Source organism: Kitasatospora purpeofusca, assembly GCF_042691725.1.
GTDB lineage: Bacteria > Actinomycetota > Actinomycetes > Streptomycetales > Streptomycetaceae > Kitasatospora > Kitasatospora purpeofusca_B.
On the sequence record NZ_CP170483.1, the window covers coordinates 2,999,041 to 3,018,636 of the forward strand.

At 75.5% G+C, this 19,596-nt stretch carries 18 protein-coding genes; 4 read left to right on the forward strand and 14 right to left on the reverse strand.

What is annotated here, in order from left to right; translation table 11 throughout:
* Positions 1 to 11 precede the first annotated feature (11 nt).
* The 10 genes from ACFCLZ_RS12505 to ACFCLZ_RS12550 form a co-directional block, all read right to left on the reverse strand.
* Positions 12 to 404 (reverse strand): VOC family protein, encoded by a 393-nt coding sequence (locus ACFCLZ_RS12505; protein WP_380284971.1) that lies wholly within the window; start codon positions 402 to 404, stop codon positions 12 to 14.
* 54 nt (positions 405 to 458) lie between these two features.
* On the reverse strand, positions 459 to 827 hold the full coding sequence (locus ACFCLZ_RS12510; RefSeq protein WP_380284972.1) for an MmcQ/YjbR family DNA-binding protein: 369 nt from the start codon (positions 825 to 827) through the stop codon (positions 459 to 461).
* 159 nt (positions 828 to 986) lie between these two features.
* Complete coding sequence (locus ACFCLZ_RS12515) at positions 987 to 1,940, reverse strand: transglutaminase domain-containing protein (RefSeq protein WP_380284973.1); 954 nt, start codon at positions 1,938 to 1,940, stop codon at positions 987 to 989.
* Positions 1,941 to 1,966: 26 nt separating this feature from the next.
* Complete coding sequence (locus ACFCLZ_RS12520; RefSeq protein WP_380284974.1) at positions 1,967 to 3,190, reverse strand: LLM class flavin-dependent oxidoreductase; 1,224 nt, start codon at positions 3,188 to 3,190, stop codon at positions 1,967 to 1,969.
* Positions 3,190 to 4,362, reverse strand: a complete 1,173-nt coding sequence (locus ACFCLZ_RS12525; RefSeq protein WP_380284975.1) for a Gfo/Idh/MocA family protein — start codon at positions 4,360 to 4,362, stop codon at positions 3,190 to 3,192. Before ACFCLZ_RS12525 ends, ACFCLZ_RS12520 begins: the two co-directional genes overlap by 1 nt.
* On the reverse strand, positions 4,359 to 5,132 hold the full coding sequence (locus ACFCLZ_RS12530) for an SDR family NAD(P)-dependent oxidoreductase (protein WP_380284976.1): 774 nt from the start codon (positions 5,130 to 5,132) through the stop codon (positions 4,359 to 4,361). The genes ACFCLZ_RS12525 and ACFCLZ_RS12530 overlap by 4 nt, the downstream gene beginning before the upstream one ends.
* Positions 5,132 to 7,486, reverse strand: coding sequence for an AMP-binding protein (locus ACFCLZ_RS12535; RefSeq protein ID WP_380284977.1), 2,355 nt, complete (start codon positions 7,484 to 7,486; stop codon positions 5,132 to 5,134). Before ACFCLZ_RS12535 ends, ACFCLZ_RS12530 begins: the two co-directional genes overlap by 1 nt.
* Positions 7,479 to 8,588, reverse strand: a complete 1,110-nt coding sequence (locus tag ACFCLZ_RS12540) for a radical SAM protein (RefSeq protein ID WP_380284978.1) — start codon at positions 8,586 to 8,588, stop codon at positions 7,479 to 7,481. Before ACFCLZ_RS12540 ends, ACFCLZ_RS12535 begins: the two co-directional genes overlap by 8 nt.
* Positions 8,589 to 8,649: 61 nt before the next feature.
* Positions 8,650 to 9,429, reverse strand: coding sequence for a PIG-L deacetylase family protein (locus tag ACFCLZ_RS12545; protein WP_380284979.1), 780 nt, complete (start codon positions 9,427 to 9,429; stop codon positions 8,650 to 8,652).
* On the reverse strand, positions 9,426 to 10,358 hold the full coding sequence (locus ACFCLZ_RS12550) for a glycosyltransferase family 2 protein (RefSeq protein ID WP_380284980.1): 933 nt from the start codon (positions 10,356 to 10,358) through the stop codon (positions 9,426 to 9,428). Before ACFCLZ_RS12550 ends, ACFCLZ_RS12545 begins: the two co-directional genes overlap by 4 nt.
* Before the next feature lie 570 nt (positions 10,359 to 10,928).
* Between ACFCLZ_RS12550 and ACFCLZ_RS12555 the strand changes: the two genes are divergently transcribed.
* Genes ACFCLZ_RS12555 through ACFCLZ_RS12570 form a run of 4 tightly spaced genes read left to right on the forward strand, consistent with a single transcriptional unit; the run spans position 10,929 to position 15,745 of the window.
* Positions 10,929 to 12,470: an alkaline phosphatase family protein gene (locus tag ACFCLZ_RS12555; protein ID WP_380284981.1), complete on the forward strand. Its 1,542-nt coding sequence runs from the start codon at positions 10,929 to 10,931 to the stop codon at positions 12,468 to 12,470.
* 36 nt (positions 12,471 to 12,506) lie between these two features.
* The gene (locus ACFCLZ_RS12560; protein WP_380284982.1) at positions 12,507 to 12,791 is read left to right on the forward strand and encodes a phosphopantetheine-binding protein; all 285 of its coding nucleotides are present in this window, start codon (positions 12,507 to 12,509) and stop codon (positions 12,789 to 12,791) included.
* 13 nt (positions 12,792 to 12,804) lie between these two features.
* On the forward strand, positions 12,805 to 14,652 hold the full coding sequence (locus tag ACFCLZ_RS12565; RefSeq protein WP_380284983.1) for a B12-binding domain-containing radical SAM protein: 1,848 nt from the start codon (positions 12,805 to 12,807) through the stop codon (positions 14,650 to 14,652).
* Positions 14,639 to 15,745 carry a hypothetical protein gene (locus ACFCLZ_RS12570; RefSeq protein ID WP_380284984.1) on the forward strand — a complete coding sequence of 369 codons (1,107 nt, stop codon included), beginning with the start codon at positions 14,639 to 14,641 and terminating at the stop codon, positions 15,743 to 15,745. Before ACFCLZ_RS12565 ends, ACFCLZ_RS12570 begins: the two co-directional genes overlap by 14 nt.
* 69 nt (positions 15,746 to 15,814) lie before the next feature.
* On the opposite strand, the gene ACFCLZ_RS12575 is transcribed toward ACFCLZ_RS12570, so the two are convergent.
* The 4 genes from ACFCLZ_RS12575 to ACFCLZ_RS12590 are packed head-to-tail and all read right to left on the reverse strand — an operon-like array spanning position 15,815 to position 19,594.
* The gene (locus tag ACFCLZ_RS12575; protein WP_380284985.1) at positions 15,815 to 16,372 is read right to left on the reverse strand and encodes a hypothetical protein; all 558 of its coding nucleotides are present in this window, start codon (positions 16,370 to 16,372) and stop codon (positions 15,815 to 15,817) included.
* On the reverse strand, positions 16,369 to 17,133 hold the full coding sequence (locus ACFCLZ_RS12580) for a phytanoyl-CoA dioxygenase family protein (protein WP_380284986.1): 765 nt from the start codon (positions 17,131 to 17,133) through the stop codon (positions 16,369 to 16,371). Before ACFCLZ_RS12580 ends, ACFCLZ_RS12575 begins: the two co-directional genes overlap by 4 nt.
* A gap of 50 nt (positions 17,134 to 17,183) precedes the next feature.
* A complete protein-coding gene (locus ACFCLZ_RS12585; RefSeq protein WP_380284987.1) occupies positions 17,184 to 18,023 on the reverse strand; it encodes an LLM class flavin-dependent oxidoreductase in 840 nt (279 codons plus the stop codon).
* A 53-nt stretch (positions 18,024 to 18,076) separates the two neighbouring features.
* Positions 18,077 to 19,594: an aldehyde dehydrogenase family protein gene (locus tag ACFCLZ_RS12590; RefSeq protein WP_380284988.1), complete on the reverse strand. Its 1,518-nt coding sequence runs from the start codon at positions 19,592 to 19,594 to the stop codon at positions 18,077 to 18,079.
* Positions 19,595 to 19,596 lie beyond the last annotated feature (2 nt).

Here is a 19,596-nt window from a genome sequence, read left to right on the forward strand (position 1 = left end):
GTTACGGAGTCCTACAGCACGCTGTAGAGGTCGACGGCGTTGCCGTCGGGGTCGAGGACGATCGCGTAGTGCTGGCCCCAGACGGCGTCCCAGGGCTCCTTGTGGCCCACGTAGCCGGCGTCCACCAGCTCCCGGAACTTGGCGTCGACGCCCGCCGCGTCCGGGAACTCGAAGGCGACCGCGAAGCGGTTGCTGCCGGTCGGCGCCTTCCACTCCTCGTCGAAGCTGTGGATGGTCTCGACCGGGTCCCAGGCCAGCCTCAGGCCGCCGGGCAGGACCACCTCGACGTGCGGGGCGGTGTCCGCCTCGGCCGGGATGTCGAGCCCGAGGCGGCGGTAGAACGCCAGGGACTTGGCCAGGTCGTCGGCGACGATCGCGAACAGGGTCAGCTTCGGGACTGCCATGAGCAGTGCTCTCTCTCGGTCGGTTGTCGTGCGGGGGGATGCGTCCGGTCCGGCTCAGCCGCGCTGCAGCGTGAGCCGGTCGCGGGCCGCCTTGGGCATGCCGGCGACCACGCGGTCCCAGGAGTGCTCCACCATCTCCTGCACTTCGGGGGTCGGGACGGTGGAGTCGAGGACGACCGTGTTCCAGTGGCGCTTGTTGACGTGGTACCCGGGCCCCACGGCCGGGTACTGGTCGCGCAGGTGGAGCGCGAGGTCCGGTTCGCACTTGAGGGTGACCTGGGCCGACTGGTCCGGCGTCTCGTCCTGGAGGATGGCGAAAACCTTGCCCTCCACCTTGAACACCGTCGCGCCGGGGCCGAACGCCTCGTCGTCGGTGGTGCCCGGCAGTTCCAGTGCGAAGTCGGACAGCTCTTGCGGAGTCATTGCCCCATCCTTCCGTCTTCCTCAGAGAGTTGGGGCCCCAGTGGCACCAGGGGACGGGTCCAGCCTAGGCCGTGTGCGCAGTCCTCACCGCCACGACACAGGGCCGGACGGGGAGATGTCCGAAATCAGCCTGTCGTCCGTGCAGGCCGGTCGGCCGGTTCACCCAGCACCCGCCCCGTCCGCCCCCGCGTCCCCGTCCAGCCGCTCGGTGGGGATCGACACCGGGGCCCACACCCCGGCATGGCTGACCACCTTGGTGAAACGCGCTGACAGCCGGTGGAACAGCGCCCCGGGCCGGCCGTCCGGCGGGACGTCCCGGGCGTCCAGGCCGCCCCAGTCGTTCAGCGCCCGGACCAGCAGCGGGTCCACCGGCACCCACACCCCGTCGACCAGGAACTCCGCCCAGCAGTGCGGGGTGGAGTACGGCTGGGCCACCAGCACGCCGAAGGAGAACCGGGTCCGCAGACCGCGCCGCTCGCCCTCGGACACCAGCCAGGCGGCCGCCCCGCCGCAGTCCGCCATCCTGGTGCGCCACATGAACGCCTGGTCCCAGCGCACCGCCTCGGGCAGCAGGAAGAACCCGATGTCCCCGACCTCGTGCAGCAACTCCCGTACTTTCGTCGGTAGTTCAGGCCATTCACGGACCGGCCGGACGACCAGCTCGGCCAGCCGGGCGTCCACCGGCCCGCCCTCGGCCGCCCGCCGCCCCCTGGCGGTGAGCACCCCGTACCCGCAGGGTCCGGGGTGCCCGGGCACCGGGCAGCCCGCCACCACCTCCAGCCGGTAGGCGGGGGCGGCCGTCGTCAGCGCCCTGGCCCAGGAGCGCATGGACCGGCTCTGCACCGAGACCAGGCCCAGGTGCAGAGCGGCGTTGCCGAGGTCGTACGCGTCGTGGAGCCGGTCGTCGCCCTCGCCGACGTACGGGACGCCGGCGGCGGTGAGGGCGGCGAGCAGCTCCGGCCGGATCCCGTGCTGGCGGCGGGCGCCGGTCGCGGTGACGGCGAAGCGCCGCTGCCGGTCGGGCAGTTGCCGCAGGCGCCGGACGAGCGCGTCGAGGGCGGCGGGCTCCGGCACCTGCTGCTGGCGTGCCGGGCTGCCGACGGGGGTCGCCATCGGGGTTCCTCCGGGTCGATGGAAGGTCAGTCGATGTAGCCGAGGGCTTCGAGGCGCGCGGCGACCTCGTTCTGCTCGTCCGCGCTGTACGGGGTCGCCGGGACCGCCGTCCGCTCCAGCTCGCGGAGCACGCCCTCGACGCCGTCCTCGGGGGCCTCGGGGGCCTCGGAGGCCGTCTCCGCCGGGGCGAACGGCGAGAAGCCGGCCAGCCGGGGCAGCACGCCCTCGGCGTACAGCTCCATCGAGCGGATCGCCTCGGGGCCCACGATGTCGCCGAAGACGAACTCCCCGAACAGCGTGTTGAAGCAGCCCTCCCGGGCGGCGGCCTCGATCCGGTCCGCGACCGTGGCCGGGGAGCCGACGAACACCAGGTTGTGGTCCAGCAGGAACTTGAAGTCGTGGCACCCGGCCAGGATGTCGGCGGTGCTGAGCCTGCTGGCCGGCGCGGCCGGGGTGCCGGAGCGCTGCACCGAGCCGTAGCGCAGGGTGTTCACCAGCGCGTCGTGGACCTGCGCCTCGGCCCGGGCCTCCGCCTCGGCGTCGGTCTCGGCGACGTGCACCAGGCTCCAGTAGCCGATGTTCGGCTCCCCCGACCAGCCGGCCTCCCGCCACCAGTCGACGAAGTGCCGGTAGACGGTGGCCGTCGCCGCCCGCGGCACGATCATCGTCGAGGCGGTGTGGCCGCCGATCGAGGCCAGGTAGCGCAGGATGGACCGGTCCCCGGTGGGGATCCACAGCGGCGGGTGCGGGCGCTGCACCGAGCCGAACGACAGCTCGACGTCGCGCAGTTGGTGGACCGGCCCGTCGAAGTCGAACGGCCCGTCCGCCGCGAGGGCGGTGCGCAGCAGGTCGGCGCACTCGCGGTTGAGGACCTTGCGGTTGGCGAAGTCGGCCCCGAACGGCCGGAACGGCTCGTCGCTGACCCCGGAGGCCAGGCCCACCTCCAGCCGGCCGCCGAGCAGTTGGTCGCAGGTGGCGACCTCCTCGACGATGTGCAGCGGGTGGTGCAGCGGCGGCACCCAGCCCATCGGCCCGACCCGGATCCGCTCGGTGCGCAGCGCGGCGCCGGTGGCGAAGGCCACCGGGGAGGACATCCAGCTCTCCCGGGGCGTGCAGTGGTGCTCGACCGAGAAGGCGTAGTCGAAGCCGAGCCGGTCGGCGGCCTCGACCTCCTGCCACAGCTCGTCGTAGCGGGCCCGGACGGTGAGGTTCTCGCGGCCCCAGACGTGGGAGAAGTAGGCGGTTTTCATCAGCGGCTCCTGAGAGGTTCGGGGGTGGCGGCGGGGGCCGGGACGGAGGTGGCGGGGCGGTCGGCCGCCGCGTAGAACAGGTCGACGCAGGAGGCGAGGACGGTGATCTCGGCGAGCGAGTCGCCCGCGCCTGCGGCGCCGCCGGGGCCGCCCCGGGCCCGGCCGAGCCGCCGGGCGAGCTCGTCGACCTGGCGCCGGTACTCGGCGCCGACCGGCTCCTCGGGCAGCGGGACGTCCTCCTCCCGGCCGCGCCGCAGCACGGTGAGCGAGGAGCGGGCCAGGCGGTGCGGGCTGAAGCCGAAGGTGCCGCGCAGCACGGCGACGCCCTCGGTGCCCTCGACGGTGATCACGGTGCTGTCCAGCGGCTGGTGCGAGGCCCAGCGGGACTCCAGGCTCACCGCCACCCCGGTGGCGGTGAGCAGCAGGCCCCGGGCGGTGTCCTCGACGCGTTCGGCGGGCGGGCCGGACGCGTCCCCGGCGGGGCCGGCGGCGCGGGCGCTCCAGTCGGCGGCGCCCTCCGCGCGGCCCAGCCAGTCGCCGGACAGCGTGCCCAGGACCCGGGTGACGGCGGGCCAGCCGAGCAGGTCGAGTCCGACGTCCAGGAGGTGCCAGCCGAGGTCGAGCAGGGCTCCCCCGCCCGCCAGCCGGCGGTCGGTGAACCAGCCGTCGCGCTGCGGGATGCCCGCCGCCCTGGTCCAGTTGAGGCCGAGCGCGCGCAGCTCGCCGAGTTCCGGCAGCAGGGCCGCCAGCGCCCGGACGTCGGCGCGGTGGCGGGCGGCGCTCCAGGCGTGCACCCCCGCGCCCAGGGCGGCGGCGGTGCCCAGCTCGCGGGCCTCGGCGCCGGTCCGGCAGACCGGCTTCTCGACGAACACCGGCACCCCGCGCCGCAGCAGCGCCCCGGCGGCCGGGACGTGCAGGTGGTTGGGCAGCGCGACGACGGCGGCGTCCAGCGGGACGTCCGCGAGATCCTCCGCGCGGGCCGCGACCCGGACCGCGCCGCCGGGCGGCGCGAGGGCGCGGGCGGCCGCCGGGTCGGCGTCCACCACCGCCGCCAGCTCGAAGTCCGGGTGCTCCGCCAGCAGCGGCGCCCAGACCTCGCGGGCCACCCAGCCGGCGCCCAGGACGGCGGTGCGCAGCGGCGCCGGCGGGCGGCTGCGGGGTGCGGTGCTCAAAAGCGCGCACCTCCGTCCACCACGAGGGTGTTGCCGCTGACGTAGGAGGCGCCCGGGGAGAGCAGGAAGGCGACCGCGGCGGCGACCTCCTCGGGCTCGCCGAGCCGCCCGGCGCCGATGAACTGGAGGACGAGGTCGCGCTCCTCCGGCGAGAAGTCCATGACCTCGGCCCGGATCGCGCCCGGCGCCACCACGTTGACGGTGATGCCGTGCTTGCCGACCTCGCCGGCCAGCGAGGCCGCCCACGGCTGGAGGGCGCCCTTGGTGGCGGCGTAGGCGCTGTGGCCGGGCAGGCCGCTGGTGCCGGCCCGCGAGCCGAACAGCACGATGCGGCCGTACTTGGCGCGCATCATCGGCCGCAGGCAGGCCTTGGCGAGGTTCACCGAGCCGGCCAGGTTGACCTGGAGCAGGGTGTCCAGCGCGGCGGCGTCGGTGGCCATCGCGAGCCGGCGGGTGCGCAGCCCGGCCGCGGCGACCAGGCCGTCGATCCGGCCGAAGCGCTCGAGCGCGGCGCCGGCCAGCCTGCCGGGCCCGTCCGGGGCGGCCAGGTCGGCCTGGACCGGGACGAGCGTGCCGCCGGCCGCGGCGACCTCGGCGGCGAGCTTCTGCATCCGTTCCTCGCCGCGGTGGTAGCCGGCGATGACGGTGGCGCCGAGGGCGGCGAGGTGGCGGGCGCAGACCCGCCCGATGTCCCCGGAGGCTCCGGAGACCACGACCACCCGGCCGTGCTGTCCCATGCTGTCCGCGATGCGTGCGGAAGTTTCGCCCATCAGTCGGCCTCCTTCGCGATGACGAGTTGACAGGGGGTGCCCTCGATGGGCAGTCGGCGGACGATGTCGGCGCCCGCCTCCGCCAGCCCCGCGGCGAGCGCGTCGAGGGTGGGCCAGTCGGTGCCGCCGTGGGTCAGCCAGTCCAGGGCGAGTTCGGCGCCCCCGGCGAGGTCCGGCGCGGGGCCCGCGGCGGACGGGGCGGACCGGGCGGCGGGCGGCAGGAAGACGTCGTCCACCAGCAGCCGCCCTCCGGGGCGCAGGAGTTCCAGCAGCTCGCCGAGGCGCGCGCCGGATGCCGGGTCGTGCACGGCGTTGGCCACCACGACCAGGTCGGCCCCGCCGCGCGGCGGGCGCGGTCCCAGGGTGGCCCGGCCCTGCTCGACGGCCGCCCGCACCGCCGGGGCGGGCGGGCCGGCCAGCCGGCCGGCCTGCCAGAGGTGGCCGGTGGCGGCCGGGTCGGCGGCCAGCAGGCGCTCCAGGTAGCGGCCGGGGCCTGCGGTGACCTCCACCAGCCGGGCGCCGGGGCGCGGACGCAGCAGCCGCAGGCCCAGGGCGGTGCGGGCGCGGGCGGCCGGGCCGCTCATGGCTCCCTGGTAGGCGCGGACCAGCGCGGCGTGCCCGGGGTCGTCGGCGGGCCGGGACTCGAAGGCGCGCCCGGCGAGCCCGGTGCGGGCCGCGGCGACCAGCGCCTCGCGGGTCACCAGGTCGCGGGAGAGGAGTTCCTCCAGCTCGACGAAGGCGGTCAGCTCGGCGGCCGGGACGCGCGGCCCCGCCGCGTTCGCGGAGCCGTCCCCGGCCGCGGCGTCGGTCGTGGCATCGAGCAGGCCGAGCGCGGTCGCGGTGTCCAGCAGCAGCTCCAGGGCGCGCGGGTCGCAGTCCGCCGCGGCGCTCAGCTCGGCGAGCCGGACCCCGTCGGCGAGCGCGTCCAGCAGGCCCAGCCGGTGCAGGGCGAAGAGCAGTTCGGCGGCCTTGTAGGCGCGGGCCGCGGCGAGCGCGCGCGGGGTGAGCCGGTAGCGGGGCGCGGCGGCGGCCTTCCCGGCGGCGGTGCGCGGCAGGGCCGCGCGCAGCACGAAGCTGTCCGGGACCTTGTACGGGGCCAGGTGGCGCTCGGCGTAGGAGCGCAGTTCCTTCTCGTCCGGGCCGCCGGAGGCGACCACCACCTCGGCGACGATGCCGTCCTCGCCCTCGTGGGCGCGGCGCCGGGCGCCGACCCGGACCTCCCGCACGCCCTCGTGGCCGCGCAGCACCGCCTCGATCTCCAGCGGGGCGACCCAGCGTCCGCCGCGCCGCACGGCGGTGCCCTCGCGGCCGAGGATGCGCAGCGTGCCCTCGTGGGAGAGCGCGAGGTCCCCGGTGTCGTGCCAGTCGGGCAGCGCCTCGGTGCGGATCCGCAGCAGGCCGGGCCCGTCCCCGGCGTCGGCGCCGGTGGCGCGGTCGACCAGGCGGGCGGTGACCCCGGGCAGCGGGGAGCCGACGCTCAGCGGGGCGAGGCCGGCCGGTCCGGCGAGCACGGCGCCGAGTTCGGTGGAGCCGTAGTTGCGGGCCAGGCCGATCCCGTAGGCCTCCTGGAACAGCGTGTCCAGGGCGGCGTCGACCGGTCCGGCGCCGACCATGGCGATCCGCAGCGCCGGGGCGGGCGGCGGCTCGTCGGGGGCGGCCCGGCGGGCCTTCAGCCGCCGGCGGGTGGCGAGCAGCCGGGCGGTGGCGGGCACCAGGGCCAGGACGGTGGCGCCGGCGGCCAGTTCGCGGCCCGCCTCGCCGAGCGCGGTGGGCGGCACCGGGCGCAGCGAGGCGCCGGTGAGCAGTCCGCCGCAGAGCCAGCCGAGCGCGTAGGCGTGCGAGAGCGGGACCGGCAGCAGCAGGACGTCGCGCCCGGTCAGGCCGACGCCGTCACGGTAGCGGCGGGCCTCGGAGAGCCAGCTCGCCTCGGGGCGCCGGACCAGCTTGGGCGCGCCGGTGGAGCCCGAGGTGGGCAGCAGCACGGCCGGCCCGTCGGCGGCCTTGCGGCCGGGGGTGCCGAGCAGCTTCCCGGTGCCGGGCTCCAGTAGCCGCCCGCCGCCGGCGGCCGCCAGCAGCCGGGCGACCTCGGCGTCGGGGGTGTCCGGGGCGACCGGCAGCGGGCGGGCGCCGGCCGCGAGCAGCGCCAGCAGGTCCACCACCCAGCCGCTGCCGTTGGGCTGACGGAGCACCACGGCCTCGCCCTCGACGCCCTCGGCGGCGAGCGCGTCGGCCGCTGCCCGGGCCCCGGCCAGGAGGCCGCCGGCGGTCAGGCCCGGCAGCACCTCCCGGTCGGGGTCGAGCCGGCCGACGGCGCCGAGCAGCGTCTGCGGGCCGGGCCCGGCCCGGTCAGACATCGGCGCCCGCCAGGTAATCGGCCTTGGCCCGCTCGATCATGCCGCGGATCCGGGGCGGCGCGTAGGTGGGCGCGGCGCACAGCTCGTCGAGGGTGATCTCGTCCTCGAAGTACATCGAGAGGGTGTCCCAGGGGGTGAAGCAGCCGTGGCAGGCGCTCAGCCGGGGCTTCGGCGCGAGCAGGGCCTGGTAGAGGCCGCTGGAGCCGAGCTTGTCGAGGACCGTCTCGGCCTCGTCGGAGAGCACGTTGCCCATGTCGGAGAACCAGATGTTCGGGCAGGGGGTGACCACCCCGTCGCTGAAGGTGGAGACCACCAGCCGGGGCAGGTGGCAGCGGAAGGTCCGGCGGCCCTCGTGGTAGAAGCTCAGCAGCCGGTCGAAGTACGGGCGCGGCGGCAGGATGCCGGCGAACTCGTCGTAGCGGCGCACGAGTTCCTCGATGTGGCCGATCTGGTCGGGCCGCACCTTGAAGGTCTCGGAGTCGGGCCCGCGGACCGGGAACGGGAAGAAGGTCGGCTGGTTCTCGAAGCCGGAGAGCCAGCCGGCGAACTCACTCAGCTCGGTGACGCTGCGGTCGTTGAGGACGCCGTAGATCTCCACCGGCAGGCCGGACTCCAGGATCCGGGCGATGGTGCGGACCACCTTGGTGTGCAGCGACTCGGACTGCACCCGGTAGCTGTTGCCCTGGTAGAGGTGGCTGTCCAGGGAGATCTGCAGGACGACGTTGCCGAACGAGCGCAGCCGGGCCAGCTGCTCGTCGTTGACCAGCACGCCGTTGGTCTGGACGACCAGCACCTCGTACTGGGCGGACTGCTCCTCCAGGAAGTCCATGACGCCGCGGACCAGGAAGATCTCACCGCCGGTCACCTTGAGCAGCGGCAGGTCGAAACGGCCGTGCAGCCGGCCGGCGACGGTGTTGATGCGCCGGCCGAGGTCGGTGGTCGGCGAGTAGTCGTCGCGCTTGGGCGGGTCGAAGATGAGCTTGAGGGAGTGGCCCTCCTTGAGGTTGCTCTGGCCGGTCAGGCAGTAGGTGCAGCTCAGGTTGCAGGAGTCCTCGTTGATGACGAGGTCGTTTCCGATCAGGGGCAGCGGCGTGGACGGCATGGGGGTCTCGGTCCTTTCGCGGGCGGTCGGCGTGACGGGCGCGGTGGTCCGATCGGGCGGGTCAGCCGGGCGGGCCGGGCCGCAGCCAGTGGCGGTCGGCGTACGGGTGCCCGGCGGCGGCGCCGTGGGCCCGGGCCCGGGCCAGCAGCGCGTCGCGCAGCGGGCCGGGCCCGCCGAACAACGCGACGGCCTGGCCGGCGTAGTGCTCGGCGCCCGCCAGCCACCGGTCGAGGTCGGCGGGGGTGAGCGGGTCGCAGCGGGCCACCAGGCCCGCGTGGTCGCGCTGGCGCAACGGGTAGGGGAAGTCCTCGTACCAGGCCGTGCCGGGGGCGGCCAGTTCTTCCACGGCGGCGCGGACCAGGGCGTGGTCCACGTGCCGGCCGGCGGCGAGCGGGGCGTGCAACCGGGTGCCGGGCGGGCACCAGGGGCGCAGGGCCCCGGCGACCGCGGCCGGCAGCGCCGCGTCGTCGGGGTGGGGGCGGCCGAACAGCCGGGGGACGGCGCGGTAGCGCGGGCGCCCGGCGGTGGTGCGCAGGGCGGCGTCGGGCAGGGCGAGGGAGACCCGGGTGACGCCGAGGGCGGCCAGGGCGGCGCGGTCCTCGCGGCGGCGGACGGCGGGTTCGGCGATCCGCCGCCAGCCGTCCGGCCCGTCCGGCCCGTCCGGCCCGTCCTGCCCGTCCGCTCCCTCGGCCGCGTCGGCCGCGTCGGCTCCGTCGAAGACGGTGACGACGGTGACCGGGAGGCCGGCGGCCGTCCAGCGGGCGATCCGGCCGCCGAGCGACCAGACCGCGTCGTCGGGGTGCGGCGAGACGACCAGGTGCCCGGGCGGTGCGCCGCTCACGGCGCACCCGCCGTCACGGCGAGGACGGCCTCGGCGTACCGCTCGGGACTGCCCTCGGGGCCGAGCAGGGCGGTCAGCGCCCGGACCGAGGGCCGGGGGTGCAGTTCGGCGAAGCGCGCGAGGTTGCGGTCGTGCTGCTCCCAGCGGTCCGGCCGGGCGTGGCTGAGGTGCACCCCGAAGGCCTCCGGCACCAGCCGGCGGCGGGCACCCAGATCGTGCAGCCGCAGACCGAGTTCGAGGTCCTCGCAGCCCCAGACCCGGCCGAACTCCTCGTCGAACCCGCCGGACTCCCGCCACAGCTCCCACGGAACGGCGGAGTTGGCGCCGATCAGGCCCAGCCACGGGGCGACGTCCGGCACCGTGCCGGCCGCCATCGCCTCGACGGCCCGCTCCAGCGCGTTGGCCACGGTGCGCCGGCGCGGATTGCGGTCCGGCGGCGCGGCGGGGTCGGCGAGCCCGGCGGCGAGCTCGCGCACCGCCGTCGGCGGGGCGTCCGCCACCTCGCCCAGCAGCCTCACCGCGGTGGGCAGTTCACGCATCCGCCCGTGCAGGAAGCAGCCGGGCGCGACGGCCTCGGCGTAGGCCGCGAGGAAGCCCGGGCCGACGATCACGTCGGCGTCCAGGAACACCAGCCAGTCCGCCCCCTCCGCGGCGGCGGCCCCCGCGTTGCGGGCCGCCGCCCGGCCCCGGCCGGGGCCGGGCACCACATGCAGCGGCAGCCAGTCCCGGGCCTCGCCGAGCAGTCCGGCGAGGCCCTCGGCGCCCGGCCCCGCCGGGTCGTTGTCGTCGACCACGACCACCTGGTGGCCGGGGGCGCCGGTCTGCGCGGCCAGGCAGGCGAGCGTCACCCGCAGCCGCTCGTGGTCGCCCCGGGTGGGGACGACCACGGCCGCCGGTCCGGCCGGTACGGAACGCGTGCGTGGGTGCATCGGGTCGGCCTTCCACGTACGGGGCGACCGGCGCGGCCCGTCGCACGGCGGCCGCCGGGAGACACGGGGCGGACACCGGGCACGCGAACGGGCGCACTGCCGGAATACGGGGGGATCAGTGCGTGAAGATGCGCGGGGAACAGCCGTCGGCGCGTCATTCCCCGGCGAACGGCACGCCCCGAGGCTCTAACGGCGGGCCCGCGAAGTCAACCGGGCGAGCGGAATCACCCCGTACTTTTCGGAAAAGCACCGCCCACCGGAAAAGATCTTCCGGGATCGACCGGCCCGTTGATCACGATTCCGCGCCCCGCGGTAACATCCGGGATGACGGACGATCAATTACCCGGACCGGGGCGGAGAAAGATCGCCGGAATTCGGCCATCCTGCCGTGTACCAATATCTCCGCGAAATGCGTAGTGTTACGGTCGGCCCTGGACCGCCGGTGACCGGCGCACGCCGTGCGCCGGTGGAGACCGGCCCCCCACCACCGCACTCCCTCCGGAGGATCCCCGGGCGACGCGACGTCCCGGACCCGGAACGCAGGTGCTGTCCACTCTGGAGGCAAACCCTGTGCCACCCACGCCCCGTGCCCTCGTCATCGGTATCGACGGGGGAACCTTCGACGTCATCGACCCGCTGATCGCGCGGGGCCTGCTCCCGAACCTGGCGGGACTGCTCCGCTCCTCCGCCGTCGCCCGGACCACCACCACCTGGCCCGCGCACACCGCGCCGGGCTGGAGCACCTTCGTGACGGCGGGCCGGCCCGGCAAGCACGGCATCTACCAGTTCTACGACACCCAGGCGCCCGACTACCGGGCCCGGGTCACCCAGGCCGGCGACCTCGGCCGCTCCTCGGCCTGGGACTGGCTGGCCGCCCAGGAGTACACCCTGGGCCTGATCAACATCCCCATGTCGCACCCGCCCGCCGACCTGCCCGGCTACCAGATCAGCTGGCCGCTGGAGCGGACCCTGCGGCACTGCCGGCCGGACTCGCTGCTGCGCGAACTCGCCGCCGCCAAGGCCCACTTCCAGTCCGACCTGGCCACCATGTTCCGCGGTGACATGGGCTACCTGGAGCAGGCCGAGCACAATGTCGAGGCCCGGGTCCGCTCGGTGCGCCACCTGATGACCACCCGGCCCGCCGACGTGGTGATGGTCGTGCTGACCGAGGCCGACCGGGTCGGCCACCACTACTGGCACTTCGAGGACCAAACCCACCCCCGGCACGAGCCCGCCCCGGCCGGCAGCGGCTGGGAACTCGCCAACACCCGGGTCTACCGGGCGATCGACACCGCCGTCGGCGAACTGCTCGCCCTCGTCGACGAGGACACCGCGGTCACCGTGGTCTCCGACCACGGCCTCGGCCAGGGCCGGTACGGCCTCGCCGTCCACCGGATCCTGGAGGAGGCCGGCCTGCTCGCCACCGAGCCGGGCGAGGCGCCCGCCGACGGCGCCGCGAGCTGGTTCGCCTCCGGCGGCCGCCGGATCGACTTCGCCCGCACCGCCGTCTACATGCCCGTCCCCGGAAGTTACGGCCTCAACCTCAACCTCCGGGCCCGGCAGCTGCGGGGCACCGTCGCCCCGCGCGACCGGGACCGGGTGAGCGCCGAGGTGGCCGGGCTGTTCGAGGGCCTCAAGGGCCCCACCGGCGACCCGGTGTTCCGGGCCGTCCTGCCCAGCGCCGAGGCCTACCCCGGCCCGCTGCGCGGACGCGCCCCCGACCTGCTCCTCCTGCCCGCCGACGAGTCCGTGCTGCCCGTCAGCGACCTCACCGGCGACCTCTGGCAGCCCAGCGCCCAGACCGGCCTCCACCGGCACGAGGGCATCTGGGCGCACCGCTCGCCGCGCACCCGCCCCGGCCGGCTCGCCGGGACCGTCCCGCTCGCCGACACCCTGCCCACCCTGCTCACCGACCTGGGCGCCGCCTGGCCCGACGACGTCGACGGCCGCCCGCGCACCGAGGTCTTCACCGAGGACGTGCCCGTCCCCCGGCCCGATCCCCGGCTGACGGCCCGCACCGCCACGGCACAGCCCTCCGACGCGGCCGATCGCGCCGCCGAGGAGGAGGACGACTACACCAGCAGCCGGCTCCGCGAGATGGGTTACCTCTGAGCGACCGGCCACCACACCGACGGAGGAATGAGCGTCATGCAGGACACGCAGGACACCAAGGCCCGGCTGCGCAAGGTGCTCGTCGACTCGCTGGAGCTGTCCATCGCCCCCGCGGACATCCCCGACCGCGGGCTCGTGGAGGCGCTGGGGCTCGACTCCATCAACACCATCGAGTTCCTCATCTGGGTGGAGAGCGAGTTCGGCGTCGAGATCGCCGACGAGGACCTGTCGATCAAGCTGATCGACGACCTGGACCTGCTCGCCGAGTACGTCGACAGCCGGATCCGCGGCGACCGGACCACCGCCGGCACCGCGGCCTGACCAGGAGCTCCCGATGCCTCAGCCCGTCGACATCGACATCAGCCCCGCACCGACGCGCCGGAAGCCCGGCGAGTTCACCATCGCCCTCGACCCGAGGATCACCGACCCGGGGCGCTTCCGGGTCAGCTTCCTGATCCTGCTCGACGGCGACCTCGTGATGTCCCCCGAGCACCTCGGGGTCGCCTACATGACCAGCGTGCTGCGCAGCGTCGGATTCACCGCCGAGATCCGCGAGGTCGAGCACGGCGCGGACCCCCACGCCGCCGTCGTCGAGCACCTGCGCGAGTACCGGCCCGACCTGGTCTGCTTCACCCTGATGAGCCTCAACCTGACCAGCTGCGTCAGCCTCTGCCAGGAGATCCGGCAGGCCCTGCCGGACGTCCCGATCGCCTGCGGCGGGCCGGCCGGCACCTTCGCCGGGCTCGACGTGCTGCGCAACAACCCCTACACCGACGTGGTCGCCGTCGGCGAGGGCGAGCCCACCATCCTCGACCTGGTCCAGCGGCTCTACCTCGCCGAACCGCTCACCGACTGCCCCGGCGTCTGCTACCGGGACGCCGACGGCGGGCTCCACCAGAACCCGGCCCGGCCGCTCATCCACGACCTGGAGGTGCTGCCCTTCCCGGCCCGCGACCAGCTCAGCCAGCACGGCGACAAGCTGGAGTACGTCCGGGTCAGCACCAGCCGCGGCTGCGTCGCCAACTGCGCCTTCTGCTCGGCCCCGCACCTCAAGAACCGGGTGCAGGCCGGCAAGGCCTGGCGCGGGCGCGGACCGGAGCAGATCGTCGAGGAGGTGGCGCAGATCGTCGAGCGCCACCAGTTCCGCACCATCGACTTCGTCGACTCCACCTTCGAGGACCCGGACGGCGGGCGGGTCGGCAAGAAGCGGGCCGCGGCCATCGCCCAGGGCCTGCTCGACCGCGATCTCGACATCTACTACAACGTCTGCATGCGCGCCGAGAACTGGCGCGACACCCCCGAGGACCACGCCCTGCTCGACCTGCTCACCGCCTCCGGGCTGGAGAAGGTCAACGTCGGCATCGAGGCCGGCACCGCCGAGGAGCTGCTGCTCTGGGAGAAGCGGGCGACCGTCGAGGACAACGTCACCATCATCCGGATGCTCCGCGAGCACGGCATCTACCTGGCGATGGGCTTCATCCCGTTCCACCCCTACGCCACCGTCGACACCCTGGTCGCCAACGCGAAGTTCCTGCGCGACAACGCCGGGCACAACCTGCGCCGGATGACCGAGCGGCTGGAGATCTACCCGGGCACCGCGATCGTCCGCCGGATCGAGGGCGAGGGCCTGCTCTGGGACACCTACCACGAGACCCTCGACCCGTACGGCTACGACTTCGCCGACGAGCGGGTCGGCAAGCTGGCCAAGCACTTCGCCCGGCTCTACAACAACGACGACTACCACCGGAACGGCGTCATCACCGACCAGTCGGCGGTCTTCGAGTTCGAGACCTACAACGTGGTGATGCAGACCTTCATCTCCCGGCTGCACCGGCGGTTCGGCAAGCTGCCCGGCGTCGACGAGGTGATGGAGGGCTTCAAGGCCACCGTGCACGCGGTCCGCCAGGAGATGGGCCAGTTCAACTACACCTTCTTCATGTCCAACCTGGAGGCCGTGATGAACGACTCCCTGGACCTGGACAAGCAGGACCGCCAGGTCGTGGAGGTCGAGGAGTACTTCCGCGCCCGCCTCGACCAGCTCCGCTCCGAGCAGCTGCGGGTCGGCAAGCGGCTCACCCGGCTCGGCGCCCGGGTCATGGAGATCAGCTCCACCCTGCCGAACTTCGGCCCGGGCGGGCTGCCGCGCAGCTACAGCGGCGAGGGCAGCGGTGCCACCTGGTGATCCCGGCGCCACCGGCCGGATCGCGGTGTGCAGCCTCAGCAGCCGGGAGCTCCTGGAACCGCTCTCGGCGCTGCCGGACGTCGCCATCGCCGGGACGCTGATGACCGCCAACCTCGGCATCGAGCAGCTGGTGCGCACCATCGCGCACCGGCCCTCGATCCGCGGCCTGGTCGTCTGCGGACGGGACTCGCCGCGGTTCCTGGCCGGGCAGAGCCTGGTCGCGCTGTTCCGCGAGGGGCTCGACGCCGAGCGGCGCCGGATCCGCGGCGCGGCCGGCTACCTGCCGGTGCTGCGCACGGTGGCGCTGCGGGAGGTGGAGCAGGTGCGCGCCCGGGTCGAGCTGGTCGACGCCCGCGGCGAGTGCGATCCGGCGGTGCTGCGCCGGGTGGTCGCCGAGCTGTCCGCCCGGACCGCCGCCGCACCGGACCGTCCCGGGAGCCCGGGGTGGTCCGGTGCGGCGGCGGGCGGGGAGGAGGGCCGGCGTCCGGTGTTCCGCCGGCTGCGCCCGGGCGGGCGCCGGGTGGGCATCAGCCGGTCGCTGGACGGCTTCGTGGTCATCGGCCTGGACCGGGCCGCCCACCGGATCGTCCTGCGGCACTACGACAACGACCTGACGCCCCGGCACGAGATGACCGGCGTCCGCGCCGAGTCGATGCTGCTGGGCCTGCTGTCCGCCGGCGTCGTCGCCGAGCCGTCCCACGCGGGATACCTCGGCGGCGAACTGGCCAAGGCCGAGACCGCCCTGCGGCTCGGCCTGCCCTACGTCCAGGACCTGCCGCTGCGCGCCCCGGGGCGGGCCGGCCGGTCCGCGACGGCCCGCCGAAGCGAACGAGAGGACGCCCCGACCATGGGTGACGCGACGCCGAGCCCCTACAGCCTCCCGGAGTTCCTCTCGGCCCTGGTGGCCGGGCTCGGGGTGGAGGGGGTCGAGCTGGACCCGGAGGTGCCGCTGGGCACCCAGCTGCTGGTGGACTCGACCCGGCTGATCGAGCTGGCCATCGTGCTGGAGGAGGAGCTGGGGCTGGACCTGCCGCCCGACCTCAACCTGCGCCGCGCCAGCCCGCTGGACCTCTACGGCGCCCTCACCGGCTGACGGCCCGGGCGGGCGGCGGACCGATGGGTCCGCCGCCCGCCCGGGCCGTCGCCCGTCGCGCGCCGCCGCTCAGGCGGGCCAGACGTGCAGCTCCTCCTTGACCGTCCGGGCCGTCTCGGCGGCCTCGGCCGGCCCGGACCAGCCGTCCGGTCCCAGCAGCCGGAGCGTGAAGGCCTCCGGCGCCGTCCGCCGCCAGGCCGCCGCCCCGGCGCCCGCCCCCGCGCCGCCGCGCACCAGCACCACGACCGGGCAGGGCAGCGGCCCGGCGGCGAGGTCGGCCGCCGCGGGCGGGGCGGTGTCCGGCGCCGGGCAGAGCACCAGCGCGGCCGGCGCGCGGCCCGCCCCGGCGGCGGCCCGCACCGCGCGGACGGCGTCCGCCAGCCCGGCCGCGCCGCCCGGTCCCGGGGCCGCCACCGCGAGCAGCGCCCAGGGCAGTCCCGGCCACCGCCCGGCGCCCGCCGCGGCCGGGTCCGGGCCGGCCGGCTCGACCGCCAGCTCCGGCCCCAGCGCCGCCGTCAGCGGCCCCTCGGCGGCACCCGCCGGGTCCGCCAGCACCAGCCGCAGCACCGGCCGCTCCGGCGGGGCCTGGAGGAAGCGGGCCGGGTCGTCCCCGGCGGCCGTGCTCATTCCAGACCGTCCGCGAGGCCGAGCGAGAAGTAGTTCTCGAAGCCGAGCAGCCGCTTCATGGCGGGCGTGCTGCGCCCGACCACCTCCGGGCTGAGCCCCAGGTGGAAGTTCTGCTGCTGGCGGACGTAGCCCCGGCAGTAGTAGTTGAGGATGCCGTGCCGGGGCCGGTCGGTGGTGTTGGCGCCGGTCTGGTGCCAGAGCCGGCCGTCGAAGATCATCACACTGCCGGCCGGGGCGCAGACCGGGACGGTCTCGACGTCGCCCTCGCCGCGCGCGTAGTCCGGCTGCCGGCCCAGCAGATGGGTGCCCGGGACGAGCCGGGTCGCGCCGTTGGACTCGGTGAAGTCGTCGAGCATCCACATGCTGTTGGCGACCAGCGCGTACGGCGGCCAGGGCGGCCGGGCGAAGGTCTGGTCGGCGTGCACGTTCATCGCGGTGCCGCCGGGGCCGGCGATGTTGGCGTGGGTGCTGGAGAGCAGGAAGTTGAACCCCAGCACCTCCTCCATGAGCTCCAGCACCGCCGGGTGGCGCACGCTGCGCTCGAACTCCTCGCCCTTGTTGAGGAGGCTGAAGACGCGCTGGTTCCCCCCGTCGTACAGGAAGGCGGTGCCGTCCTTCCGCTCCTGTTCCGCGACCTCCAGCAGGCGGTCGCGGAGCCGCTCGAACTCGGCGGGCGGCAGCGGATTCTCCAGGAGGCAGTAACCGAATTCCCGGAGATCCTGCACGGCCTGGCTCTGGTTTCCCGTCAGGGTCGCGTTCATGGCCTCGATTTCACCTCGGAACACATGCGGGCGGATTCGTCGCGGGCAATTCAGGAAAGGACGGCGTCGGCCAGCCGGTCGACCTGGGAGAGGTGGGCGGCGGTGGGGTGGAAGACGACTTCGTCGAATCCGGCGGCGGCCAGTTCGGCGATCTGTTCGCGGATCTGCCCGGGCGAACGCGGCGTCCGGGCGACGAAGGACTCCGCCTCGTCGCCGAGCACCCCGAAGTAGTCCCGGACGAAGCCGGCCGCCTCCTCGGCGACGTCCTCCCCGAGCCAGAACCGGGACAGCGCGACCAGCCGCGGCCGGCCCTCCCGGCCCGCCGCCGCCCACTCCTCGTGCACCCGCCGGACGGTCGGGGCCACCAGCGCCGGATCGAGGCCGGGCGCCGTCCAGCCGTCCCCCCAGCGGGCCGCCCGGCGCACCGCGTGCTCGCTCAACCCGCCCACCAGGACCGGCGGGAGCGGCCCGGGCAGGCCCGGGGCGCCGTCCTTGCCGCGCAGCCGGGCGAGCTCGGCGAGCTGCTCCTCGAAGACCCGGGCCCGGCCGCCGAAGTCCCGGCCGGCCGCGGTGAAGTCGTCGGACCGCACGCCCGGCCCGAGGCCGAGGACGAACCGGCCGCCGGAGAGCGAGGCGAGCGTCGCCGCCTCCTTGGCGAGCACCTCGGCGGTGGTCAGCGGGGCGACCAGGATGTTGGTGGCCAGGCCGATCCGCGAGGTGACCGCCGCGGCCGCGGCGAGCACCGGCAGCGGCTCGTGGCCGGGGTAGCGGAGCCGGTGGGTCGCGGCGACGGTCGAGAAGCCGCGCTCCTCGGCGCGGACCGCCCACTGCCACTGGAGCCGCCCGGAGGCACCGGGGATGGTGTTGGGGAACGCGATGCCGATCTTCACGGGGGCTCCAGCGGGGCGGCGGGTGCGGGGCGGCGGGTCGGGAGCCGGGGCGCTCAGAGCCCCAGCAGGTGGTACGGGGTGGGTGCGAGGCCGGTGGCCCCGGCCGGGCCGGTGCCGTCGGTGATGCTCTGCCGGCGGCGGTAGCCGTCGAGTTCGTTGGTCAGCCGCTCCCAGACCAGGTCACCGGTCACGGCCCGGTCCGGCGGCAGGTCGAGGTCGACCAGCCGGTAGTCGTTGATCCACACCTGTCCGGCGGTCAGCTCCTCGGCGACGGCCCGCGCCCGCTGCGGATCGGCGGACCAGACGCCGGCGCTCAGCCCGTAGCGGGAGCCGTTGGCGATCCGCACCGCCGCGGCGTCGTCCTCGGCCCGGATCACCGAGAGGACCGGGCCGAAGACCTCCTCCTGGGCCACCGTGGCGTCCGGTTCGACCCCGGTCAGCACGGTCGGCCGGACGTACGCCTGCGGGTCGAGCCCCTCGGGCAGCTCGCCCGGCCCGGGGGCGGTGCCCCCGCACACCAGCCGGGCGCCCTCGGCGACCCCGAGCCCGGTGAACCGCAGCGCGGTGCGGGCCTGGTTGCGGGAGACCAGCGGGCCCAGGTCGGTCGCCGGGTCCAGCGGGTCGCCGAGGCGCAGCGCGAGCGCCTTCGCCCGGACCCGTTCGACGAACTCGTCGTGCACCGCGGCGTGCACCACGGCGCGCGAACCGGCCATGCAGACCTGGCCGTTGTGCAGGAAGACGCCCCAGGCGACGCCGGCCGCCGCGCGCTCCAGGTCGGCGTCGGCGAGCACCACGTTGGGCGACTTGCCGCCGAGGTCCAGCCGGGTGGCCGCGCCCGCCCCGCGCCGTACGCTCTCGCCGACCGCGTCCGAGCCGGTGAAGGAGACCAGGTCGACGCCGGGCGCCCGCACCAGGCTCTCCCCGGTGGTGCCGCCGGGCCCGGTGACCACGTTGACCACGCCCGGCGGCAGCCCGCACGCGTGCAGCAGCCGGACCAGTTCGAGGGTGGTCACCGAGGTGAACGAGGCCGGCTTGACCACGCAGGTGTTGCCCGCCGCGATCGCCGGGGCGATCCGCCAGGCGGCCAGCAGCAACGGCAGGTTCCACGGCACCACGACGGCGACCACGCCGAGCGGGTGCCAGCGCAGGTGCCGCGCCGCGGACCCGCCCGGCACGGCCGGCGCGCGGTGCAGCCGCTCGGGCAGCCGCTCGGCCCACCAGGCGCTCCAGCGGAACGCGGCGGCCGCGCCCGGCACGTCCGCGCCGAGCGCCTTGCGCAGGGTGGTGCCGTTGTCCCGGACCTCCAGCTCGGCGAGCCGCTGCGCCTCGGCGGCCAGCCGGTCCGCCACCCGGTGCAGCACGGCGGCCCGCTCGCGGGGCGAGGTGCGCGGCCACGGCCCGCGGTCGAAGGCCCGGCGGGCGGCCGCCACGGCCTCCGTGACGTCCTCGGGTCCGCAGCGCGGGATGTCGGCCAGGTGCCGCCGGGTGGCCGGTTCGAAGGACCGGAAGGTCGCCCCGTCCAGGGCCGGCGCGGGCCGGCCGTCCACGTACCGCGGGTAGTGCTCGCCCATCG

Bases quoted from the DNA above. Each gene is read 5' to 3' on its own strand.
- ACFCLZ_RS12505 (WP_380284971.1), bottom strand. From the start codon at position 404: ATGGCAGTCCCGAAGCTGACCCTGTTCGCGATCGTCGCCGACGACCTG.
- ACFCLZ_RS12510 (WP_380284972.1), bottom strand. From the start codon at position 827: ATGACTCCGCAAGAGCTGTCCGACTTCGCACTGGAACTGCCGGGCACC.
- ACFCLZ_RS12515 (WP_380284973.1), bottom strand. From the start codon at position 1,940: ATGGCGACCCCCGTCGGCAGCCCGGCACGCCAGCAGCAGGTGCCGGAG.
- ACFCLZ_RS12520 (WP_380284974.1), bottom strand. From the start codon at position 3,190: ATGAAAACCGCCTACTTCTCCCACGTCTGGGGCCGCGAGAACCTCACC.
- ACFCLZ_RS12530 (WP_380284976.1), bottom strand. From the start codon at position 5,132: ATGGGCGAAACTTCCGCACGCATCGCGGACAGCATGGGACAGCACGGC.
- ACFCLZ_RS12535 (WP_380284977.1), bottom strand. From the start codon at position 7,486: ATGTCTGACCGGGCCGGGCCCGGCCCGCAGACGCTGCTCGGCGCCGTC.
- ACFCLZ_RS12540 (WP_380284978.1), bottom strand. From the start codon at position 8,588: ATGCCGTCCACGCCGCTGCCCCTGATCGGAAACGACCTCGTCATCAAC.
- ACFCLZ_RS12550 (WP_380284980.1), bottom strand. From the start codon at position 10,358: ATGCACCCACGCACGCGTTCCGTACCGGCCGGACCGGCGGCCGTGGTC.
- ACFCLZ_RS12560 (WP_380284982.1), top strand. From the start codon at position 12,507: ATGCAGGACACGCAGGACACCAAGGCCCGGCTGCGCAAGGTGCTCGTC.
- ACFCLZ_RS12565 (WP_380284983.1), top strand. From the start codon at position 12,805: ATGCCTCAGCCCGTCGACATCGACATCAGCCCCGCACCGACGCGCCGG.
- ACFCLZ_RS12575 (WP_380284985.1), bottom strand. From the start codon at position 16,372: ATGAGCACGGCCGCCGGGGACGACCCGGCCCGCTTCCTCCAGGCCCCG.
- ACFCLZ_RS12580 (WP_380284986.1), bottom strand. From the start codon at position 17,133: ATGAACGCGACCCTGACGGGAAACCAGAGCCAGGCCGTGCAGGATCTC.
- ACFCLZ_RS12590 (WP_380284988.1), bottom strand. From the start codon at position 19,594: ATGGGCGAGCACTACCCGCGGTACGTGGACGGCCGGCCCGCGCCGGCC.